The following is a 17,313-nucleotide window of genomic DNA, read 5'->3' as shown; positions in this document are numbered from 1 at the left end:
GCTCGCATTCGTTAACAGGAAACCACATTGCGCTACATATAAGATAGCGAAATGCGGTTTTTTCATGCCCTGAAGCGCAGCTGCAAGCACAAGCGCAGCGCATAACTAAATAACCAATAACTTCCTGTTACACCACCGGGATATTGAGCTTGTCAGGACGGGGCCGCTTCCTAGAATCCGACTCCATCAGCTCTGCCTGCTCCGCCCCTGCCCAGAAGAATGCTCGACATTCGCCACACATAACAAAGGCCGCGCACATTCAGGCATCGAGGTCATAAATCCCCCACGCGGCCTTGCGTGGGGACAACGGGAGGCCCCATGCGATCGAAACTCTTGCTCACTCCAGCGCGCCCTGCGCTATGGCTGGCTTTTGCCCTGGCAGCGCCGCTGCCCGGCCTGGCCAGCTCTGCCGCCACCTCCTTGCGTGTGCAGGATGTGGCCGTGCTGGCTGCCAGTTGCGCCAACTGCCACGGCCCGGACGGCCGCTCCACGGGCGTCATTCCTCAGCTGCGCGGCCTGCCTGAAACCCATCTGCTGCAGCGCCTGCAGGCCTTCAAGGCCGGCACCGCCAAGGACGCCACCGTCATGACCCGTCTGGCCAAGGGCTACGACGATGAGCAACTCAAAGCGCTGGCCCAGTGGTTCAGCAAGAAGGGCCAGTAAATGCAGATCAATCGTCGTCAAATTCTCGGCGGTGCCGCCGCTGGTGCAGCCAGCTTCGCCATGCCCGCCATCGTGCAGGCCAAGGCAGCTTCGGCCCATGTGGTCGTGATCGGCGGCGGCTTTGGCGGAGCCACGGCCGCGCGCTATCTGCGCCAGTTCGCGCCGCATATCCAGGTCACGCTGGTGGAGCCGGCCGAGCGCTTCTATACCTGCCCTTTCTCCAATCTGTACCTGGCCGGCCTGCGCAGCTGGGACAGCATAGGTCACGGCTACGGCGGTCTGCGCAAGGCCGGCGTGAACGTGGTCCACGCGCGGGCCGACCAGGTCCTGACCGACTCCAGGCGCGTGCTGCTGTCCAACGGTCAGGCGCTGAGCTATGACAAGCTGGTGCTCTCGCCCGGCATCGACATGCGCTGGAATGCGCTGGAAGGCTATGACGAGGCGGCAGCCCAGCTTGCCCCCCATGCCTGGAAGGCCGGAGCGCAGACCCAGTTGCTCAAGAAGCAGCTCGAAGCCATGCCCGACGGCGGCAAGTTCGTGATGGTCATTCCTGCCAACCCCTTCCGCTGCCCGCCCGGCCCCTACGAGCGCGCGGCCATGGTGGCCCACTACCTCAAGCAGCACAAGCCCAAGTCCAAGATTCTGCTGCTGGACGACAAGGATGCGTTCTCCAAGCAAGGTCTGTTCATTCAGGGCTGGAAGGCGCTTTACGGCGACATGATCGAATGGGTCAAGCAGGCCGATGACGGCAAGGTCACGCGCGTGGATGCCAAGAACCTGGAAGTGGAAACCGCATTCGGCACCAGGCACAAAGCCGATGTGCTCAATGTCATCCCGCCCCAGAAGGCCGGCTTTATCGCCGACCGCGCCGGCGTGACCAACGCCAGCGGCTGGGTACCGGTCAAGCCAGAGTCCTTTGAATCCACCCAGGTCCCACATGTCTATGTGCTGGGTGACGCCACGATTGCCGCGCCCATGCCCAAGTCGGGCTTTGCCGCCAATACGCAAGGCAAGGTGGCCGCAGCCGCGATTGCCGCCGAACTGAGCGGCAGCCCCCTGCCTGCAGCGGCCTTTGCCAACACCTGCTACAGCCTGATCGGCACCGACTACGGCATCTCCGTGGCCGGCGTCTACCGCACGGCGGCGGGCAAGCTAATCGAGGTGCCAGACTCAGGCGGCGTGAGCCCCTTGAACGGCGATGCAGCCTTCCGCAAGGCCGAGGCCGACTACGGCGCAGCCTGGTACAAGGCCATCAGCGCGGATATCTGGGGTGGTTGAATAGAGGCATCCCCCTGAGGCGCTGACGCGCCTTCCCCCTTCTCTCGTGGCGCTTCGATTGCGGGAAGGGGGACGCTGGCTTTGCTGCGGGGCGGCCCTTGCTCGCCAGCCCGGGCGAAAGTTCACGCTTCATGCGTCTGGTGTGAATCTCTGCCGCCCGTCCTCCTCTGCTTTATTGAACGACTGATATGTTGTTGTGGTCTGTTTTTTTGCTGGGCATGGCCTTCGGCGTCGCTGCGCGGCTGGGGCGATTCTGTCTGCTGCGCGGGCTGCGCCAGCAAATGGGGCTGGATACCGAAGTCGCTGCGGGCCAGGCACCTGCATTGCAGGCCTTTGCCCTGGCATTGGCCGTGGCCTTGCTGGCCTCGCAGGGGCTGCAGGCTCTGGGAATGCTCGATCTGGGCCAGGCCGCCATTGCGCGGCCCGGCTTTTCCATGGCTGGCGTGCTGATTGGCGGTTTGCTGTTTGGCATCGGCATGGTGCTGGCCCGCGCCTGCGGAGCACGCTCTCTGGTGCTGCTGGCAGGAGGCAATCTGCGCTGCCTGGTCACCGTCGTGTTTCTGGCGCTGGGCGCGCAGCTGGCCATGACCGGTGTACTGACGCCTCTACGCCTTTGGCTGCAGGCCCTCGCCCCCCTCACGCTGGCCCAGGCAACCTTGCCCGCCTATCTGTCTTCCGTGAATACATGGCTGCTGACGCTTGGTCTGGCCTTGCTGCTGCTGGCCTACGCCCTGCTGCGCCCCGGCCTGCGCCAAAGCCGCTTGCAGTGGGGCAGCGCGTTGCTCATAGGCCTGCTGGTGGCTGCCGGCTGGTGGCTGACTGCGCATATCGGGGTCGATGAGTTCGAGCCGGCCCGCCTCACCTCGCTGAGCTTCATCGGCCCGATTGCCGAGGCCCTGCTCTATCTGCAGCTGTCCGTGGGACGCGAGCCCGGCATAGGCCTGGCGCTGACGGCGGGCGTGCTCGCCGGCGCCTTTCTCGCAGCCCTTGGCAGCCGCACGGCGCGCTGGGAAGGCTTTGACTCCACCAGCCGCCTGGCTGCCAGCGCCGGTGGCGGCCTGCTGATGGGCATTGGCGGCGTGCTGGCCGCAGGCTGCTCCATCGGCCAGGGACTGAGCGGGCTGTCCACTCTGTCGCTGGCCAGCTTTGCGGCCGTTGCCGGCATCCTGCTCGGAGCGCTTGTCAGCCTGCGCCTGCTGCGCCAGCAATAGCGCTGGCTTCGCTTGGGTATTCACCGATTCCGGATCTGGGCCTGCTCCTAGAATCTCCAGCCACCAGCTCTGCTTGTGCCGCGTGTCGGCTGAGAGGCAATCCCATCGCGCTGCGCCCAAGCTTGCTTCCCTCCCCCGAATCCGAGGCCTCGATCTGGCCCTATTCCCATTACAGGAGCAATGCTCATGCAACGTCGCCATTTCCTCTGGACTCCGCCCGCACTCGCTCTGGGCGCCGCTGCCGGCCCGGCAATGGCTGCACCCGCCATCATCAGCAGCCAGTCCCCCATTCTGCCGCGCAAGGGCAAGGGTCCACGCATCGTGATCTGCGGCGGCGGCTGGGGCGGCCTCACGGCGGCACGCTATCTGCGCGAGCTGATTCCCGCTTCCGACGTCGTGCTGCTGGAGCGCAATCCGACCTTCTGGTCCGGCCCCATGAGTAACAAGTGGCTGGTGGACATCGTGGGCACGGACTTCGTGAACCGCGACATGCTGCACCCGGCCAACAAGTATGGCTACACGCTGCTGCAGACCGAAGTCACGGGCTTCGAGCGCGACAAGAAGCTGGTGCGCACGGCCCATGGCCTGATCGAGTATGACTTCCTGATTCTCTCGGGCGGTATTCGCAACGATTACGAGGCCTGGTTCGGCAACGACCAGCGCGCCATCGAGCACACGCGCACGCATTTCCCCAACGCCTACATCCCCAACCAGGAGATGCTCTCGCTCAAGAGCAAGGTCAAGAACTTCAAGGGCGGCACGCTGGTGATGACGCTGCCGCCACCGCCGCATCGCTGCCCGCCCTCGCCCTATGAGCGTGCCTGCCTGATCGCCTGGCATATCAAGAAGAACAAGATTCCCGGCAAGATCCTGATCCTCGACCCCAAGCCCAAGATCGCCCCCATCGGCGTGGGCTACAAGCAGGCTTTCGAGGAGCTGTACGCAGACATCATCACCCATGTGCCCAATGCCGGCGTCAAGGAAGTGGACCCCTTCAACAAGCAGATCAAGACCGCCGCGGGCGACTTCAAGTTCGACGACGCCATCCTCATGCCGCCCCACCAGGCCGCAGACATGGTCTGGAAGGCAGACCTCATCGGCAAGGATGCTGCCACCGGCAAGCCCACGGGCTGGGCCGATATGCACAACCGCCTGTTCCATGCCAAGAGCGACGACCGCGTGTATTTTGTCGGCGATCTGATGGGCGCGATCTCGCCCCAGTTCGGCCACTACCCCAAGAGCGGCCATGTGGCCAACTACATCGGCAAGATCGTCGCCCGGAACATTGCCGAGCGCGTGGCCGGCAAGGAGGTCGTGGCCCGGCTGCCCGACAACCTCTGCTACATGATGGTCAACGGCGACCCTCAGGAGGAAATTTCGGTGAAGTTCGAATACGAGGTGGACGCCAGCGGCCAGGTCAACCAGACCCAGATCGACATGGATGTGCGCACCTCCGATCTGGTCAAGGAGGACTTTGCCTGGATCAACGGCAAGTTCGGAGATTTCCTGGGCACTTAAATCTCCCCCTGAGCGGCTTTGCCGCGTCCCCCTCTCTCTTCGGGAGGAGGACGACGCCCTCTGCTAGGCGCCCCCGCCGCGAGGCGGCTCTTGCTTGGCGTCTCTCACTTGGAGCCGGTGTGAGTTTTGAAGTTTTGTTAATTGGATTGAAGAAAAGCAATGTTCAAGAACACCACCCGTAGAAGCATGGTGCTGAGCGCGGCGGCAGCCGGGGCCAGTCTGGCTCTGCCCGCATCGGCTCTGGCGCAAGCCAGCAGCGCGGCCAAGACTCCGCTGGTCGGGCCACTGGCGCCGAATCCGGCCGAGTTCAAAAAGCTCATGGAGCAATTCACCGGCGGCAAGGCCACTCAGGCCGATGGTCTGCAGCTCGATGTGCCCGTGCTGGCCGACAACCCCAGCGCCGTTCCCGTCAAGGTCAAGGTGACGCTGCCCATCACCGAGCAGGACTGGTGCGAGGAGATCATCGTGCTGGCCGAACTCAACCCCTCGCCGCTGGCCTGCCGCATGCAGTTCACCGCAGCGGCCGGAGTGGCCGAAGCGGCGGCCCGCATACGCCTGTCCCAGTCGCAGACCGTGCATGCCCTGGCACGCATGAAGAGCGGCAAGATCCTGGTCGCCAAACAGGCAACGACCGTGGCTGCCAGCGGCTGCGGCATGTGAATCTGGAAACACCCCCTGAGTCGCTGCGCGCCTTCCCCCTCTGTTGTGCCACGCTTTGCGTGGCCAAGGGGGACACCGCCCGCGCGGCAGGTCGGTCTTTGCGCGGCGGTTGCTGGCCCAGGCCCACTTCTGGTTCGGGGCGTAGTTGCATCCACATTCACGATGGATGCCTGAACTGAAAGGAATTTAGATGAATAAGCCACCCCGCGTCTGGGTCAGCAATGCCAGCCCCAAGAAAGGCGAAGTGCTGCGCGTGCGCGCGCAGATGGAACATGTCATGGAAAGCGGTCTGCGCACCGACCCGGCCACGGGCAAGGTGCGCCCGCGCAATATCGTGAGCCGTTTCGAAGCCCGGCTGGGCAACGCCTTGCTGTTCAGCTGGGAGCCCGGCATCTCGATTGCCCAGAACCCCTATATCGAGTTCACCTTTGTGGCCCGGGAAAGCGGCGAGCTGCAGATGCAGTGGAAGGACGAGCAGGGTCAGACACTGAGTGCACAGAAGACGATCAGCGTCGCCTGATGGCGAGAGCCATGAGAAATGGCTCCCCACGCTTGCCCACTAGGTGTGGCTGCGGGCCCTCCGAGAGGGCCTAGGCGGCCCCGGCGTTTTCATCTTGGGGCGGCCCGGCGATGAAAAAGCCCCGCCCGGTTTGCACCGGGGCGGGGCTTTTTCATGGATGACAGGCCTCAGTTGCCCTGATAGCGGCCGGGGCGATGGCTGATCCACAGAAACATGCTCATGATCACCGCCGCAAGCACCGAATACGCCACACGCTCCAGCGGCACGATGGCCAGCGCCAGCAGCACCACGCTGCAATCGATCATCATCTGCACCTTGCCGGCGCGAATGCCGTAGCGGTCCTGCAGATAGAGCGAGACGATGGTGGCCCCGCCCAGGCTGGAGTGGTGGCGTGCCAGGAACAGGCAACCCGACCCCATGAGCAAGCCTCCAGCCACAGCCGCATAGAGCGGATTCAGGTAGTCGATATGGATGAAGCGCGGGCCTACATCGGCCATCAGCGCCAGCATGGCGACCGAGACAAAGGTCTTGATCGTGAACTCCGCGCCCATGCGCTTCCAGGCGAACCAGTAGAACGGCAGATTGATGACGAAGAAGATGGCCCCGAACGGCAGTCCCGTCACATAGTGCAGCAAAAAGGCAATGCCCGCCGTGCTGCCCGTGAGCAAGCCCGCCTGGGCAAACAGCATCATGGTGATGGAGACAAACAGCGAGCCCGTGAACAGGGCCTGTGCGTCCTCGAAGCGGCCATGGCGCAGGCCCGAAGTGGCCGGTGCCGCAGCAGCGGGGGCATCCATGCGGCCGGCCAGCGCAGAGCTGGCCGAAGAAGATAGCGGTGTGGACATGTCGGGTAAGACAGCAAGATTGATGCCCATGATCTCGATAAAGACCGGGGCGAGCCGGTGCGGATAACACCGGGAAACCCCTTAATTTTACGGATGGACTCATGCTGTATGCACATGATTTGCTGCAACGCAACAAATCTCGAAGGGGAATTTCAGAGGCAACTCCGTCGTATATTTCAAGCTTTTCGGCTTCCATCACTTACAGGACAAGCACTAAAAGCTATCAATTCGGAAGCACCTCAACTCCCCCGCCACCTCAGCATTCAGGCCCTCTCCAGGCCAGAGGCAAAAAAGCCCTGTCTGCACCATCGCAAACAGGGCTTTGAACAGATCCGGTGGCTTTGCAGGCGATCAGCCGCGCGACTCGTCGGGCAGGCGTTCGCGGTTGAGCGTGCGCAGCACCCGGCCATCGGAGCCAAAGGTCACCGTGAACTGCATCTCGCGCGTGGGCGGATCGATGTAGTTCCAGTCCCAGTCGGTTTCCGGCTTGAGCTTGTAAGTCATCATCTTGGCGGGCTTGCCCAGCATGCGGCGCACCTCGTTTTCCTCCATGCCGGGCACGATCCTGGCAAACACATGCGGGGCCAGCACCTGGCGCAACGCACTCATCTTGCCGTCAGCGCCTATGGTGATCATGTAGTTCCTGGCGCCGGCCGGCTGACGGTTGTACTCGAAGGTGCGCGAGCCGTCTTCCTCGTTCCAGATGCGCTCGGGCTCGCCAAACTTCGCGCGCACATCGGCTTCGGTGGACAGGCCCTCCTCCAGCTCCTTGATCTTCTGCTCGTCGCAGCCCAGCAGCGCCAGGGTGCTGATCGCAGCCGCCGCCAGGGCCGCCGTCATACGCGAAAAAATATTCATGGGCTTGAATCACAATGCTTGCCAGACAGAATGCGAATTCTGACAGCAAGCCACCCGCGCACGCGCGCCACTTTTGCAAACGCTTGTCAAAACGGAGTCATCCCCAGTGAGCACAACCCTAGAACAACTGTTTTCCCAATTCAGCAGCGCCGCACAGGCGGCCCGGGATCAGCAGGACAAATGGCTGATCATCGATCCCGTCTACGAACACCTGGAGACACTGCAGGACGCCGCACTGGAGCAGGTTCTGCCGCATATCCTGACGCTGATCGAAACCTATCCCGACCTCGACTACGGCGGCCCCGGACCGTTTGGCAGCCTGATTGAGGAGCACCCCATGGCCGCCTACACCCCGGCCTTGCTGGCGTCGCTGGAGCGTCAACCCAGCGTGCAGGTGATAGGCTGGCTGGACCGCACCATGCGCGTGGATGAAGACTTTCAGCGCGGCGATCCGAACCCGGTCGGAGCCAGCGAATTTGCCACCGTGCTGCGCAAGATCGTCGATTCGCCACTGGCCTCGGACGATTGCAAGGAGTTCGCGCAGATCTGTCTCAAGGATCTATAAGAACGAGCTTGCAATTTCCTCGCGCCGCGACAGAGGCTTTGCGGGATGGGATGCAAGGGGGCGGCCCCCCGCGCGCGATACCGCAGCAATAGCCGTGCTATTGCGAGGATTCGCGCGGCCGGCGAGGCAACGCCGCAGACCGCCCCTGACCGGGCGTCCGCAAAGACACTGTCCCGCAGGGTTGGCGCGAAATCGGGCGATTTCTGCGCGCTGTCTCTTGCTTGCACCCCGGTGCAAGCGGCGAGCCATCGCTTCGAGCTCATCCCGATTGCGCTCCAACGCGGCCGCGTAGAGATCGCAAGCACGTTCTAATAGCCCGCAGCGGGCCTGGCGCCCGCGACGGGCTAAAATCCGCTGTTCTGAGAGGTTTTACACATATGTCTTTCTTCCGTCGCCCCGACTACCGTTCCGACACCACCAACTTCATCAACGACCTGAAGCAGCAAAAGCCCGAGCTGGACAAGCAACAGCAAGCCGGTCGCGCCCTGCTGTGGGACAAGGACGTGAACTATGAAGTCTGGGAAGATCTGCGCGCCGGTCGCGTGGAACAACAGCCCTACGTGTACCAGACCAACCACTCCTGATCTTTTCGATGAAATCAGCCTCAAGCGCTTACTCATCAAGCGCGCTCAGCTCTGCAATCCATAGCAGACCATGAGCGAGGCTGAAGAACAGACCCTGTTGCCGGGCCAGAACCCGGACGCCCCTGACCCGTCGCCTTCGGTCGTCGATCAGGTGGCTCTGGCACGCCTGTACGGCGAGCCGCTGTTTGCGCTGCCCCAGGATCTCTATATCCCGCCCGACGCGCTGGAAGTCTTTCTCGAAGCCTTTGAAGGCCCGCTGGACTTGCTGCTCTATCTGATCCGCAAGCAGAACTTCAACATCCTCGACATCCCCATGCTGGACGTGACACGCCAGTACATGACCTATGTGGACGAGGTGCGCAGCCGCAATCTGGAGCTGGCCGCCGAATACCTGCTGATGGCGGCCATGCTCATCGAGATCAAGTCGCGCATGCTGCTGCCGCCCAAGAAGCAGGAGGACGGCGAGGAAGCCGAGGATCCGCGCGCCGAGCTGGTACGCCGCCTGCTCGAATACGAGCAGATGAAGCTGGCCGCCCAGCAGTTGGGGCAGCTGCCCACCTACGGGCGCGACTTTCTCAAGGCCACGGTCTATATCGAGCAAAGCCTGCAACCGCGCTTTCCGGATGTGGAAATCGGCGAGCTGCAAGCGGCCTGGCGCGACATCCTCAAGCGCGCCAAGCTAGTGCAAAGCCACAAGATCACGCGCGAGGAGCTGTCGGTGCGCGAGTACATGAGTCAGATCCTCAAGCAGCTGCAGGGCCAGCGTTTCGTGGAGTTCGAGCGCATCTTCAATCCGGAAAAAGGCTCGACCGTGCTGGTCGTGACCTTTATCGCCATGCTGGAGCTGGCCAAGGAAACGCTGATCGAAATCACCCAGGCCGAAGCCTACGCGCCGATTTATGTGCGCCTGGCCTATACCCCGGTGTGAGGCCTGAGAACAGTTGCAGGGCCTCGGCCTTGTAACCCTATGGCCCACCAGAAGTTCAGCAAGGGCTTACATTCACATCCTGGGCTGCTGCGCAGCCGCCCCTTGTTCCACCGCGCCTTGACGCGACACATTCGACATGACATACAGCGTCAAAGAAATTTTCTACACCTTGCAAGGCGAAGGCGGCCAGGCCGGCATGCCCGCCGTGTTCTGCCGCTTTGCGGGCTGCAATCTGTGGACGGGCCGCGAGCAGGACAGGCCCAATGCCATCTGCCAGTTCTGCGATACCGATTTTGTCGGCACCGACGGCACGCTGGGCGGCAAGTTCGCCACGGCCGATGCGCTGGCCGAGCGCATTCTGAGCCAGTGGCCTGCCAACGACAGCCAGCACCGCATGGTGGTGTTGACGGGCGGCGAGCCCTTGCTGCAGGTCGATCAGGCCCTGATCGCCGCCCTGCATGCGCGCGGTTTTCGTATCTCGGTGGAAAGCAACGGCACGGTGGCCGCACCCGAAGGCATTGACTGGCTGTGCATCAGCCCCAAGGCCGGCGCCGACTGGATTCAACGCAGCGGCCAGGAGCTCAAGCTGGTCTGGCCTCAGCCCACGTTCGATCTGGAAGCCATTGAAGCCAGCACCGATTTCCAGCACTATTTTCTGCAGCCCATGGACAACGCCCAGCAGAGCAGCAATATTGGCGCCTGTATCGAGCAATGCATGCAGCGCCCCGGCTGGCGCCTGAGCCTGCAAACCCACAAGCTCACTGGAATTCGATGAAACACCCCCTGAGTCGCTTCGCGCCTTCCCCCTCTCTCGCTACGCGGGAGGGAGACGACAGCCTCGCTGCGGGGCGGCCCTTGCTTGCTGTCACTAGCGTTGGTGCGCGCCGGTTGCATGCGCAAAGCCAGAAATAACGTTTATGCAGTTCACCGTTCACCAGCGTTTTTTCTTCGATGCGGCCCACACGCTGGAGCGCGCTATCGAAACCGAGAGCAGCCGCCGTATTCACGGCCACACTTACTGGGCCGAGGTCAGCGTGAGCGGCCCGCGCAATCCGGACAACGGCATGGTCATCGACCTCGGCCACCTGCGCGCGCGCCTGGAGCTGCTGCGCGATCAGCTCGACCACCACTTTCTCGATGAAGTGCCGGGCCTGGGCAAGCCCACGCTGGAAAACCTCTGTCTCTTCATCGCCAATGCCCTGGCCGACCTTGAGCCTGCGCCCAGCCGCATCCGCGTCTGGCGCGACAGCATTGGCGACGGCTGCGTGCTCGATCTGTCCTGAAGACAGCCGCCGCACAAACCCAAAAACAACCCCCAAAAAAAGGCCCCGCTATTGCGGGGCCAGCTTGCTGAGAGTCAGACGGCTTCCCCACCAGGAGGCCTAACTCGGCAAGATCATCAGGCATAAGAGAGCAGCCACCGCAGCTCTCTGATGCCCGTGCTCTTAGAAATTGTGGCGCAGGCCGATTTCGTAACCCGTCAGGCTCTTGCCCACAGCGGGTGTAGGGCTCAGCGACGAACCCAGCTTGCGGGAAGCCTTGTCGTCGTTGCTCATGCGTGCCACGGCCGCATAGATTTCGGTGCGCTTGGACAGCTTGTAGCCATAGCCCAGGGCCAGACGCTGGGAGTCCGCATCGCTTTGCTTCTTGTCCTTGTACCAGGTATAGGCAGCACGCAGTTCGCCGGCGCCCAGAGGCATCTTCACGCCCAGGCTGTACAGATCGACACGCTTGCCGTTGCCGCGGTCGGATGCGATCAACAGCATGGGAGTGACAACGCCGAAGTTGTAGGAAGCGCCCAGATTCATGGTCTTGTAGTCCACGCCAGCGGCAGCCGTGCCGCCGCGGGCGATGCCGTAGGCTGCGGCAACGTTCAGGGGACCGTTGGCATAGCCCAGACGCAGGCCGGTGGAGCTGGCCAGGCTGTGGTCATCTGCTTGCTCGCCAAAGCTATGAGTCAGCTGACCATAGAAGCCGCCCAGCTTGGGCAGCAGATAGCTGATGGCGTTGGAATTGCGCTTGGGGTTGGAGCCTTCAGAAGTGCCTGCAGCCGAGCCGCTGATCAGGTTATGGCCGTTGATGGCACCCATGCCGGTGTCACCGAAGGCATGGAAAGTCTCCAGGTTCTGGTAGGCGGGGGTCTTGTCGCGGCCCAGGCGCACTTCACCGAAGTTGCCCAGCAGGCTGACGGTGGAGCGGCGATCGAACTTGAAGCCGGAAGCCGTGCCGTCGTCCACGCTCAGGCTGCCCTCCAGCCAGAAATCGGCCTTCAGGCCGCCGCCCAGATCTTCCACGCCGCGAAAGCCCAGACGGCTGCTGGAGTTGCCGCCGTTGGCCAGGCCGGAAACGCTTTTGCCAGTCGTGGAGATGTGGGCCACCGACACGTCGGCCACGCCAAAGACGGTCACGCTGGATTGAGCCAGAGCACCGGCGGAGACAGTCAGGGCGGCAAGGGCGAGAAGAGTTCGTTTCATGCTGTTCACTTGTTTGTAGAAATGAGAAAGCCCATGCAGTACGGAGATGGCCTGCCTTGGACGGGCCCCGTCTGGGACTGAAGTCATTAAACAAAGTGAAAATGAAACATTGGTTACAACCCTTAAATTCGCAACAAAACAACTATCACAACGACAATCGTCACATCGTCCTACAACAGCGGCTGGCAGAACTCTCGACATCGAGAATGCCCAGGCGCCGCATTTCCCTGTCAATGCCCTCAATGAACTACATGGGTTTTACCGATCGCATTTAGACTTGCGTGATTTTTCGCAAGCACAGGCCTGCCCCATTCCAGCAACGCGCAAAGCGCCCCAGAGAGACAACCATGTTCCGCACCCTGCTCAAATCCAAGATCCACCGCGTCAAGACCACGCAATGCGAGCTGCACTACGAAGGCTCCTGTGCCATCGACGAGGATCTGCTGGATGCCGCCAACATTGCTGAGAACGAACAAGTCCACATCTGGAATATCGACAATGGCGAGCGCTTTGTGACCTACGCCATCAAGGGCGAACGCGGCTCGGGCATGATTTCCGTCAACGGCTCGGCCGCTCGCCGGGCCAGCGTGGGCGACCTGCTCATCATTGCCGCCTTCGCCCAGGTTCATGAAAGCGATGTGGCCGAGCACCAGCCGCAGCTGGTCTTTGTGGACGACAGCAACAAACAGGTCGAGCTGCGCCACAAAGTGCCCACCCAGATGCTGTAAAAACGGCTTTTGCCTCCAACACCGAGCGAGAGAACTCCATGCCTCATCTGCATATTGAATACACCGACAACCTGACCGGCCTGAACGAGCGCGCACTGATGCGCGACATCAACGCCGTGGTCTGCGCCCACCCCACCGTTCTCGATGAAGCCGATGTCAAGGCCCGCATTGCCCGCCTGAATATGGACCATGTCTATATCGGCACCCAGCCCGAAAAGCGCGGCTTCGTCCATGTGCACCTGCAGCTGATGGCAGGCCGCAGCACCGAAGCCAAGAAGCAGATGTCGGACGGCATTGCCGAAGTCCTGCGCCGCCTCGTGCCCCAGCCTGCCGATGTGATGGTGCAGCTGAGCGTGGACGTATCCGATATGGACAAGGCCACCTACTTCAAGGGTCGCCTGTAAGCCCTCGGCCACACAAGCCAGAGCGCCCGCAGCCATGCTTGCGGGCATTTTTGTTTCAGGGACCTTGGTTTGAGTTAAAAATCGCCTCAACCCCTTATCCTAAAAGAGCAAGCAGCTCCTGAATCATGAGCAAACCAGAGCCTCGCCCCCGCTGCCCCAGCTGTCACCGGGCGCTGCGCACCTGCGTCTGCGCGCTGGCCCGTCCGGTCGCACATCAGGTCGAAGTGCTGATCCTCATGCATCCCATGGAAGTGCATGAAGCCAAGGGCACCGGGCATCTGCTGCATCTGTGCCTGCCCCGCAGCCGGGTCATGGTGGGCGAGGAATTCGATGCTGCCGAGCTGGAAGCGGCTCTGCATGGCAGATGGACCAGCTGGGCCGATACCGATGGTGCGCCACGCCACAGCCTGCTGCTCTACCCCGATACCGCAGAGCAGGATGCCGCCCTGGGGCTGGCTGCGGCCTGCCCCCTGCCTTTGCCCTGGCCGCAGCCGCCAGAGCGCCTTCGACTGGTGGTCATCGACGGCACCTGGCGCAAAAGCCGCAAGATGCTCTATCTCAATTCCGCACTGCAGGCCCTGCCGCGCCTGCCCCTGCTCGACGTGGAGGACTCCGGCTACACCATCCGCAAGGCCCATCTGCCCGGGCAGCTCTCCAGCTTCGAGGCTGCCGCCCAGGCCCTGGCACAGCTGCACAACTGGAGCGCGGGTGGGGACGCCAATGCAACACTGCATGAAGTCTTCAGGCAATTTGTGGCGCAGCAACTGCAACTGCGCCAACGCAATCAGGCGCCCCAAAGGAGCGCCTGATGTTCAGCCGTCAAACGGCTTTCCGGCTCAGCGGTTATTGGCCACCTGCTCGGGCACATCGGCAGGCTTGGCGGGATCGGTCACCACCAGAGCAGGGCCGCTGCGCTCACTCTTGCCGCGCTTGCGCTCTGCTGCTCCATCGTCGGCGCTCAGGCTGTCGCGGGTGTTTTTCTGCACGGCAATCGCACCGAACAGGGCCAGTGCAAAAGCCATGGCATAGAAACCTTTTTCGCTGAGCTGCAACGTGGCGTTGAAGAGACCTGCGCCCAGAAGCAGCACCGCAATGATCAGCGCCACCCAGCTGATGCCGTAGTAAATGCCGGTCACGGCAACGCCTTCGAGCTTGTCTCGCACGGTTTTTTGCAGCGAGATGGCTGAGTACAGGCCCAGCACCAGCACGGCAAAGTAAAAGCCTTTTTCGTTGAGCTGCATGGCAGCATTCCACAACCCGACCAGGAAGGCGGCGATGCCCAGCAGCAAGGCGGCCCAGGATGCGCCGACAAAGGCGGAGGAAGGCTTGTGGCTGGTGATGGCTTGAGAGTTCATGAGCGGGTCTCAGAAGTTGTGGTGAGCGAATAGTAGAAAATCCGTTCGCTCAAGCCAAGAGTTTCTTCACCCAGTACCGCCAGAAGATACCCAAAGAGCTGTTTTTCCTCACCAGGCGCTGGGCTTGGGTTGCAAGCATGCTTACATATGCCCTGAGCTACAACCGTTGCCAGGCCATCGCGCGCAGGCTTTGGGCCTCAGTCCTCATCCTCGACTTCGTCCCCATCCATGGCCGCATTGAGCTCTTCCTGGACATGGGGCGGCATGCCGTCTTCCCAGCCATGCTCATCGACATAGGCATAGATATCGGGTTGCTCGCCGGGCACGGCCTGCAGCATGATGGCCGGAATCTGCCATTTGGCTTCATCGCCCTTGACGGCTTCGCTGGTCCAGTCATAGCCAGGGTGCTTTTCATTGCCCGTGGGCGAGGCCAGATCGTTGGCCGGGTCCCAGCCAATGGTGGCGGGTGCAAGGTTGCCTTGTTCAAAGCGCTGGCTCAGCGCCTGCACGCGGGCCCAGCCTGAGCGGTTGATGCTGGGTACCTTGTCCTGCGAAGCATAGTGCTGGAAGTAGCCCGGCTGCTGATACCAGTACAAGGCCTTGGCAACGGCCGGCTCCAGCTTGGGATGCTTGCTGATCCAGTCGGGTAGCGCGCTGCCGTTGTCGTAGTTCATCGTGGTGACCACGGCCAGCCACTGAAGGGGCGTGGCAGTAGCCAGGAATTCCTTCATCAGATCCAGATACAGGGCATCAAAGTCATCGTCATCCATGGCTCAGACTCCTCCAGGTTGCTTACACCCGCACGATAACAAACCAGGCCTATGCGATCAAACGAGCATCCAGCCAGCCACGCAGGCTATTGATAAAGGCCCAGCCGCTGGCATGGCTTGCCTCTTGCAGCGTCACCACCTGCTCTGTCAGCCGACCCTGGGACAGGGCCAGTGCCCGCCCCACGCCTGGCAGCAGCCCGCATTGCAGCGGCGGGGTGACCCAGCGCCCATCGAGCTGCACGGCAATATTGCCGCGCGTGCCTTCGGTGATCTGACCGTCCTCATTGAAAAGCACGATATCGAAAATGCCGGCACCCTGGGGCTTGAAAGCGTCGTAATGCTGACGTACCGAGGTTTTGAAACGCACCACATCGCTATGCGCCACCGCGTTTGCAATGGGTTGATGCGCCAGCTGCAGCGCGACGGGCTGGACCGAGGGCGGCAAGGGCTCGGCCGTGATCTGCACCTCACCGGTGACCGAAAGCGCCAGCCGCACGCGCCAGTCGCCCATGGAATGCGTCTGCCTGGCCATGCGCTCCATATCGGACTCCAGCTGCATCTGCATCAGCGGATAGCGAAAATGCTGGGCCGTGATCTGCAAACGGGCCCAGTGCAAAGCCCAGTTCTGCCAACGGCCATCCTTGAGCGCCAGGGTTTCGAGGATTTCAAGATTCGTGTTCATGCTCAAACGCCTTGCTCAAGCACCTTCAGAAAAGTCTGCTTGTGTTGCCATTCCATCCATTCGTCGGCCGCATTGGCGCTGGCCGTGATGCCGCTGCCTATGCCGCAGCTCAGACGCCCGTTCCTGAGCACCACTGTGCGAATGGGAACATTGAATGTTGCGTGAATACGCCCCGACTCAGCCCCGGGTCGCACCACGCCCAGAGCGCCGCAGTAGACGCCTCGGGGCTCGGGCTCCAGCTCGCGAATCAGGCGCATGGCCTGGCGCTTGGGCGCCCCGGTAATCGAGCCGCAAGGAAACAGCGCCCCGAATACATCCACCAGCCGCACATCCGAGCGTGTGCGTGCCACCACATCCGAAGTCATCTGCCAGACGGCAGGCAGCGCCTGAACCTGAAACAGCTGCGGCACTTTCACGCTGTGCGGCACGGCTATGCGTGACAGATCATTGCGCAGCAAATCCACGATCATCACGTTCTCGGCCCGCTCCTTGGCCGATTCGCGCATGGCTTGAGCAGCACGTGCATCGGCTTCAGGGGTCTTGCCGCGCGCCGCCGTGCCCTTCATCGGGCGAGTCAGAATCCGCTCGCCGTCCCAGTCGAAAAACAGCTCCGGAGACAGCGACAGCACCTGCATGTCGCCGCAATCGACCAACGCTGCATAGCCTCCGGGCTGGGCCTGCTGCAGCCTTGCGAACAGCGCCTGGGCCAATGCGGAAGCATCCGGCTCTTGCGTCGGCGCAAGCTCGGCAGACAGAGGGGCTGTGTAATTGATCTGATAGCAGTCGCCCGCCGCAATCGCCGCATGGATACGCGCCACATGGGCATCGAACTGCGCGCGGCTGAGCGCCGTTTGCCAATGCACCGCTGCGGCCTGCACCGGCCGGGTCTGCATAGGGCCTGCCAGCGGCGCGCGGTACAGGCCGAACCAGGCCAGCGGCTGGCCTGCTGCCGCTGCATGCACGGCCTGGGCATAGGCCCGGTCGAAGGCTGCGGCCGCCTCGTAGGCCAGCCAGCCCACGCACCACAGCCCCTGTTCGGCCGCCTGCTGCACGGCCTCCAGCACGGCCGGTACATCCTCGGGAGCATGGGCTTGCAATATGCGCTCGGGCTCGCCAAAGCCATGCCGCAGACGGGCAGCACCCGCCTGCCAGGGAGCGGTGAAATCAAGAACGGTTTTCAAGTCAGATCACCTGCAAGCGCACTATCGATATGCGCCGAATGCTATCAAACTTGCTATATCCATCAGCCTGGCATTGCCGGCATAAAAAA

At 62.3% G+C, this 17,313-nt stretch carries 21 protein-coding genes; 14 read left to right on the top strand and 7 right to left on the bottom strand.

Annotated features, from left to right (window positions below):
* Positions 1 to 333: 333 nt before the first annotated feature.
* The 6 genes from CTATCC11996_RS02595 to soxZ all read left to right on the top strand — a co-directional run bounded on the left by CTATCC11996_RS02595 (position 334) and on the right by soxZ (position 5,850).
* Positions 334 to 663, top strand: a complete 330-nt coding sequence (locus tag CTATCC11996_RS02595; RefSeq protein ID WP_003072720.1) for a c-type cytochrome — start codon at positions 334 to 336, stop codon at positions 661 to 663.
* Positions 664 to 1,941: an NAD(P)/FAD-dependent oxidoreductase gene (locus CTATCC11996_RS02590; protein WP_003072718.1), complete on the top strand. Its 1,278-nt coding sequence runs from the start codon at positions 664 to 666 to the stop codon at positions 1,939 to 1,941. It abuts the gene before it with no gap.
* A gap of 188 nt (positions 1,942 to 2,129) precedes the next feature.
* Positions 2,130 to 3,152, top strand: a complete 1,023-nt coding sequence (locus CTATCC11996_RS02585; protein WP_003072716.1) for a YeeE/YedE family protein — start codon at positions 2,130 to 2,132, stop codon at positions 3,150 to 3,152.
* Between the two features lie 186 nt (positions 3,153 to 3,338).
* On the top strand, positions 3,339 to 4,670 hold the full coding sequence (locus CTATCC11996_RS02580) for an FAD-dependent oxidoreductase (RefSeq protein WP_003072714.1): 1,332 nt from the start codon (positions 3,339 to 3,341) through the stop codon (positions 4,668 to 4,670).
* A 159-nt stretch (positions 4,671 to 4,829) separates the two neighbouring features.
* Positions 4,830 to 5,330, top strand: coding sequence for a thiosulfate oxidation carrier protein SoxY (locus tag CTATCC11996_RS02575; RefSeq protein WP_003072713.1), 501 nt, complete (start codon positions 4,830 to 4,832; stop codon positions 5,328 to 5,330).
* Between the two features lie 190 nt (positions 5,331 to 5,520).
* Positions 5,521 to 5,850 carry a thiosulfate oxidation carrier complex protein SoxZ gene (soxZ, locus tag CTATCC11996_RS02570; protein WP_003072709.1) on the top strand — a complete coding sequence of 110 codons (330 nt, stop codon included), beginning with the start codon at positions 5,521 to 5,523 and terminating at the stop codon, positions 5,848 to 5,850.
* Positions 5,851 to 6,017: 167 nt separating this feature from the next.
* Here the strand turns inward: soxZ and CTATCC11996_RS02565 are convergent, their stop codons facing one another.
* Together CTATCC11996_RS02565 and CTATCC11996_RS02560 are read right to left on the bottom strand one after the other, a co-directional pair.
* Positions 6,018 to 6,725, bottom strand: a complete 708-nt coding sequence (locus tag CTATCC11996_RS02565) for a YitT family protein (protein ID WP_003072706.1) — start codon at positions 6,723 to 6,725, stop codon at positions 6,018 to 6,020.
* 321 nt (positions 6,726 to 7,046) lie between these two features.
* Complete coding sequence (locus CTATCC11996_RS02560) at positions 7,047 to 7,553, bottom strand: hypothetical protein (protein ID WP_003072702.1); 507 nt, start codon at positions 7,551 to 7,553, stop codon at positions 7,047 to 7,049.
* A 106-nt stretch (positions 7,554 to 7,659) separates the two neighbouring features.
* Between CTATCC11996_RS02560 and CTATCC11996_RS02555 the strand changes: the two genes are divergently transcribed.
* The 5 genes from CTATCC11996_RS02555 (at position 7,660) to CTATCC11996_RS02530 (ending at position 10,913) form a co-directional block, all read left to right on the top strand.
* Positions 7,660 to 8,118 carry a hypothetical protein gene (locus tag CTATCC11996_RS02555; RefSeq protein ID WP_003072700.1) on the top strand — a complete coding sequence of 153 codons (459 nt, stop codon included), beginning with the start codon at positions 7,660 to 7,662 and terminating at the stop codon, positions 8,116 to 8,118.
* 377 nt (positions 8,119 to 8,495) lie between these two features.
* A complete protein-coding gene (locus CTATCC11996_RS02545; protein WP_003051953.1) occupies positions 8,496 to 8,702 on the top strand; it encodes a DUF3460 family protein in 207 nt (68 codons plus the stop codon).
* Positions 8,703 to 8,772: 70 nt separating this feature from the next.
* A complete protein-coding gene (locus CTATCC11996_RS02540) occupies positions 8,773 to 9,630 on the top strand; it encodes a segregation and condensation protein A (RefSeq protein WP_003051948.1) in 858 nt (285 codons plus the stop codon).
* A gap of 136 nt (positions 9,631 to 9,766) precedes the next feature.
* Positions 9,767 to 10,405: a 7-carboxy-7-deazaguanine synthase gene (gene queE / locus CTATCC11996_RS02535; RefSeq protein WP_003072695.1), complete on the top strand. Its 639-nt coding sequence runs from the start codon at positions 9,767 to 9,769 to the stop codon at positions 10,403 to 10,405.
* 142 nt (positions 10,406 to 10,547) lie between these two features.
* Complete coding sequence (locus CTATCC11996_RS02530) at positions 10,548 to 10,913, top strand: 6-pyruvoyl trahydropterin synthase family protein (protein ID WP_003072694.1); 366 nt, start codon at positions 10,548 to 10,550, stop codon at positions 10,911 to 10,913.
* Between the two features lie 162 nt (positions 10,914 to 11,075).
* On the opposite strand, the gene CTATCC11996_RS02525 is transcribed toward CTATCC11996_RS02530, so the two are convergent.
* Positions 11,076 to 12,104, bottom strand: a complete 1,029-nt coding sequence (locus CTATCC11996_RS02525) for a porin (protein WP_003072692.1) — start codon at positions 12,102 to 12,104, stop codon at positions 11,076 to 11,078.
* 347 nt (positions 12,105 to 12,451) lie between these two features.
* Here CTATCC11996_RS02525 and panD point away from each other — a divergent pair, with 347 nt between their 5' ends.
* The 3 genes from panD (at position 12,452) to CTATCC11996_RS02510 (ending at position 14,045) form a co-directional block, all read left to right on the top strand.
* Positions 12,452 to 12,832, top strand: coding sequence for an aspartate 1-decarboxylase (gene panD / locus CTATCC11996_RS02520; RefSeq protein ID WP_003065787.1), 381 nt, complete (start codon positions 12,452 to 12,454; stop codon positions 12,830 to 12,832).
* A gap of 38 nt (positions 12,833 to 12,870) precedes the next feature.
* Positions 12,871 to 13,236, top strand: coding sequence for a 5-carboxymethyl-2-hydroxymuconate Delta-isomerase (locus CTATCC11996_RS02515; RefSeq protein ID WP_003072690.1), 366 nt, complete (start codon positions 12,871 to 12,873; stop codon positions 13,234 to 13,236).
* A 125-nt stretch (positions 13,237 to 13,361) separates the two neighbouring features.
* A complete protein-coding gene (locus CTATCC11996_RS02510) occupies positions 13,362 to 14,045 on the top strand; it encodes a tRNA-uridine aminocarboxypropyltransferase (RefSeq protein ID WP_003072687.1) in 684 nt (227 codons plus the stop codon).
* Between the two features lie 27 nt (positions 14,046 to 14,072).
* Here the strand turns inward: CTATCC11996_RS02510 and yiaA are convergent, their stop codons facing one another.
* The 4 genes from yiaA to pabB all read right to left on the bottom strand — a co-directional run bounded on the left by yiaA (position 14,073) and on the right by pabB (position 17,224).
* Positions 14,073 to 14,591 (bottom strand): inner membrane protein YiaA, encoded by a 519-nt coding sequence (gene yiaA, locus CTATCC11996_RS02505; RefSeq protein ID WP_003072686.1) that lies wholly within the window; start codon positions 14,589 to 14,591, stop codon positions 14,073 to 14,075.
* Positions 14,592 to 14,788: 197 nt separating this feature from the next.
* Entirely contained in the window at positions 14,789 to 15,361 is a 573-nt protein-coding gene (locus CTATCC11996_RS02500; protein WP_003065778.1) for a DUF4274 domain-containing protein, read from the bottom strand.
* Between the two features lie 49 nt (positions 15,362 to 15,410).
* A complete protein-coding gene (locus tag CTATCC11996_RS02495) occupies positions 15,411 to 16,043 on the bottom strand; it encodes an aminotransferase class IV (RefSeq protein ID WP_003072683.1) in 633 nt (210 codons plus the stop codon).
* Positions 16,044 to 16,045: 2 nt separating this feature from the next.
* Positions 16,046 to 17,224 (bottom strand): aminodeoxychorismate synthase component I, encoded by a 1,179-nt coding sequence (gene pabB / locus CTATCC11996_RS02490; protein WP_003072680.1) that lies wholly within the window; start codon positions 17,222 to 17,224, stop codon positions 16,046 to 16,048.
* Positions 17,225 to 17,313 lie beyond the last annotated feature (89 nt).

It is taken from the genome of Comamonas testosteroni ATCC 11996, assembly GCF_000241525.1.
Taxonomy (GTDB): domain Bacteria; phylum Pseudomonadota; class Gammaproteobacteria; order Burkholderiales; family Burkholderiaceae_C; genus Comamonas; species Comamonas testosteroni.
Note: the sequence above shows the minus strand (reverse complement) of the source record. Positions and strands in the feature narration are given on the sequence as shown.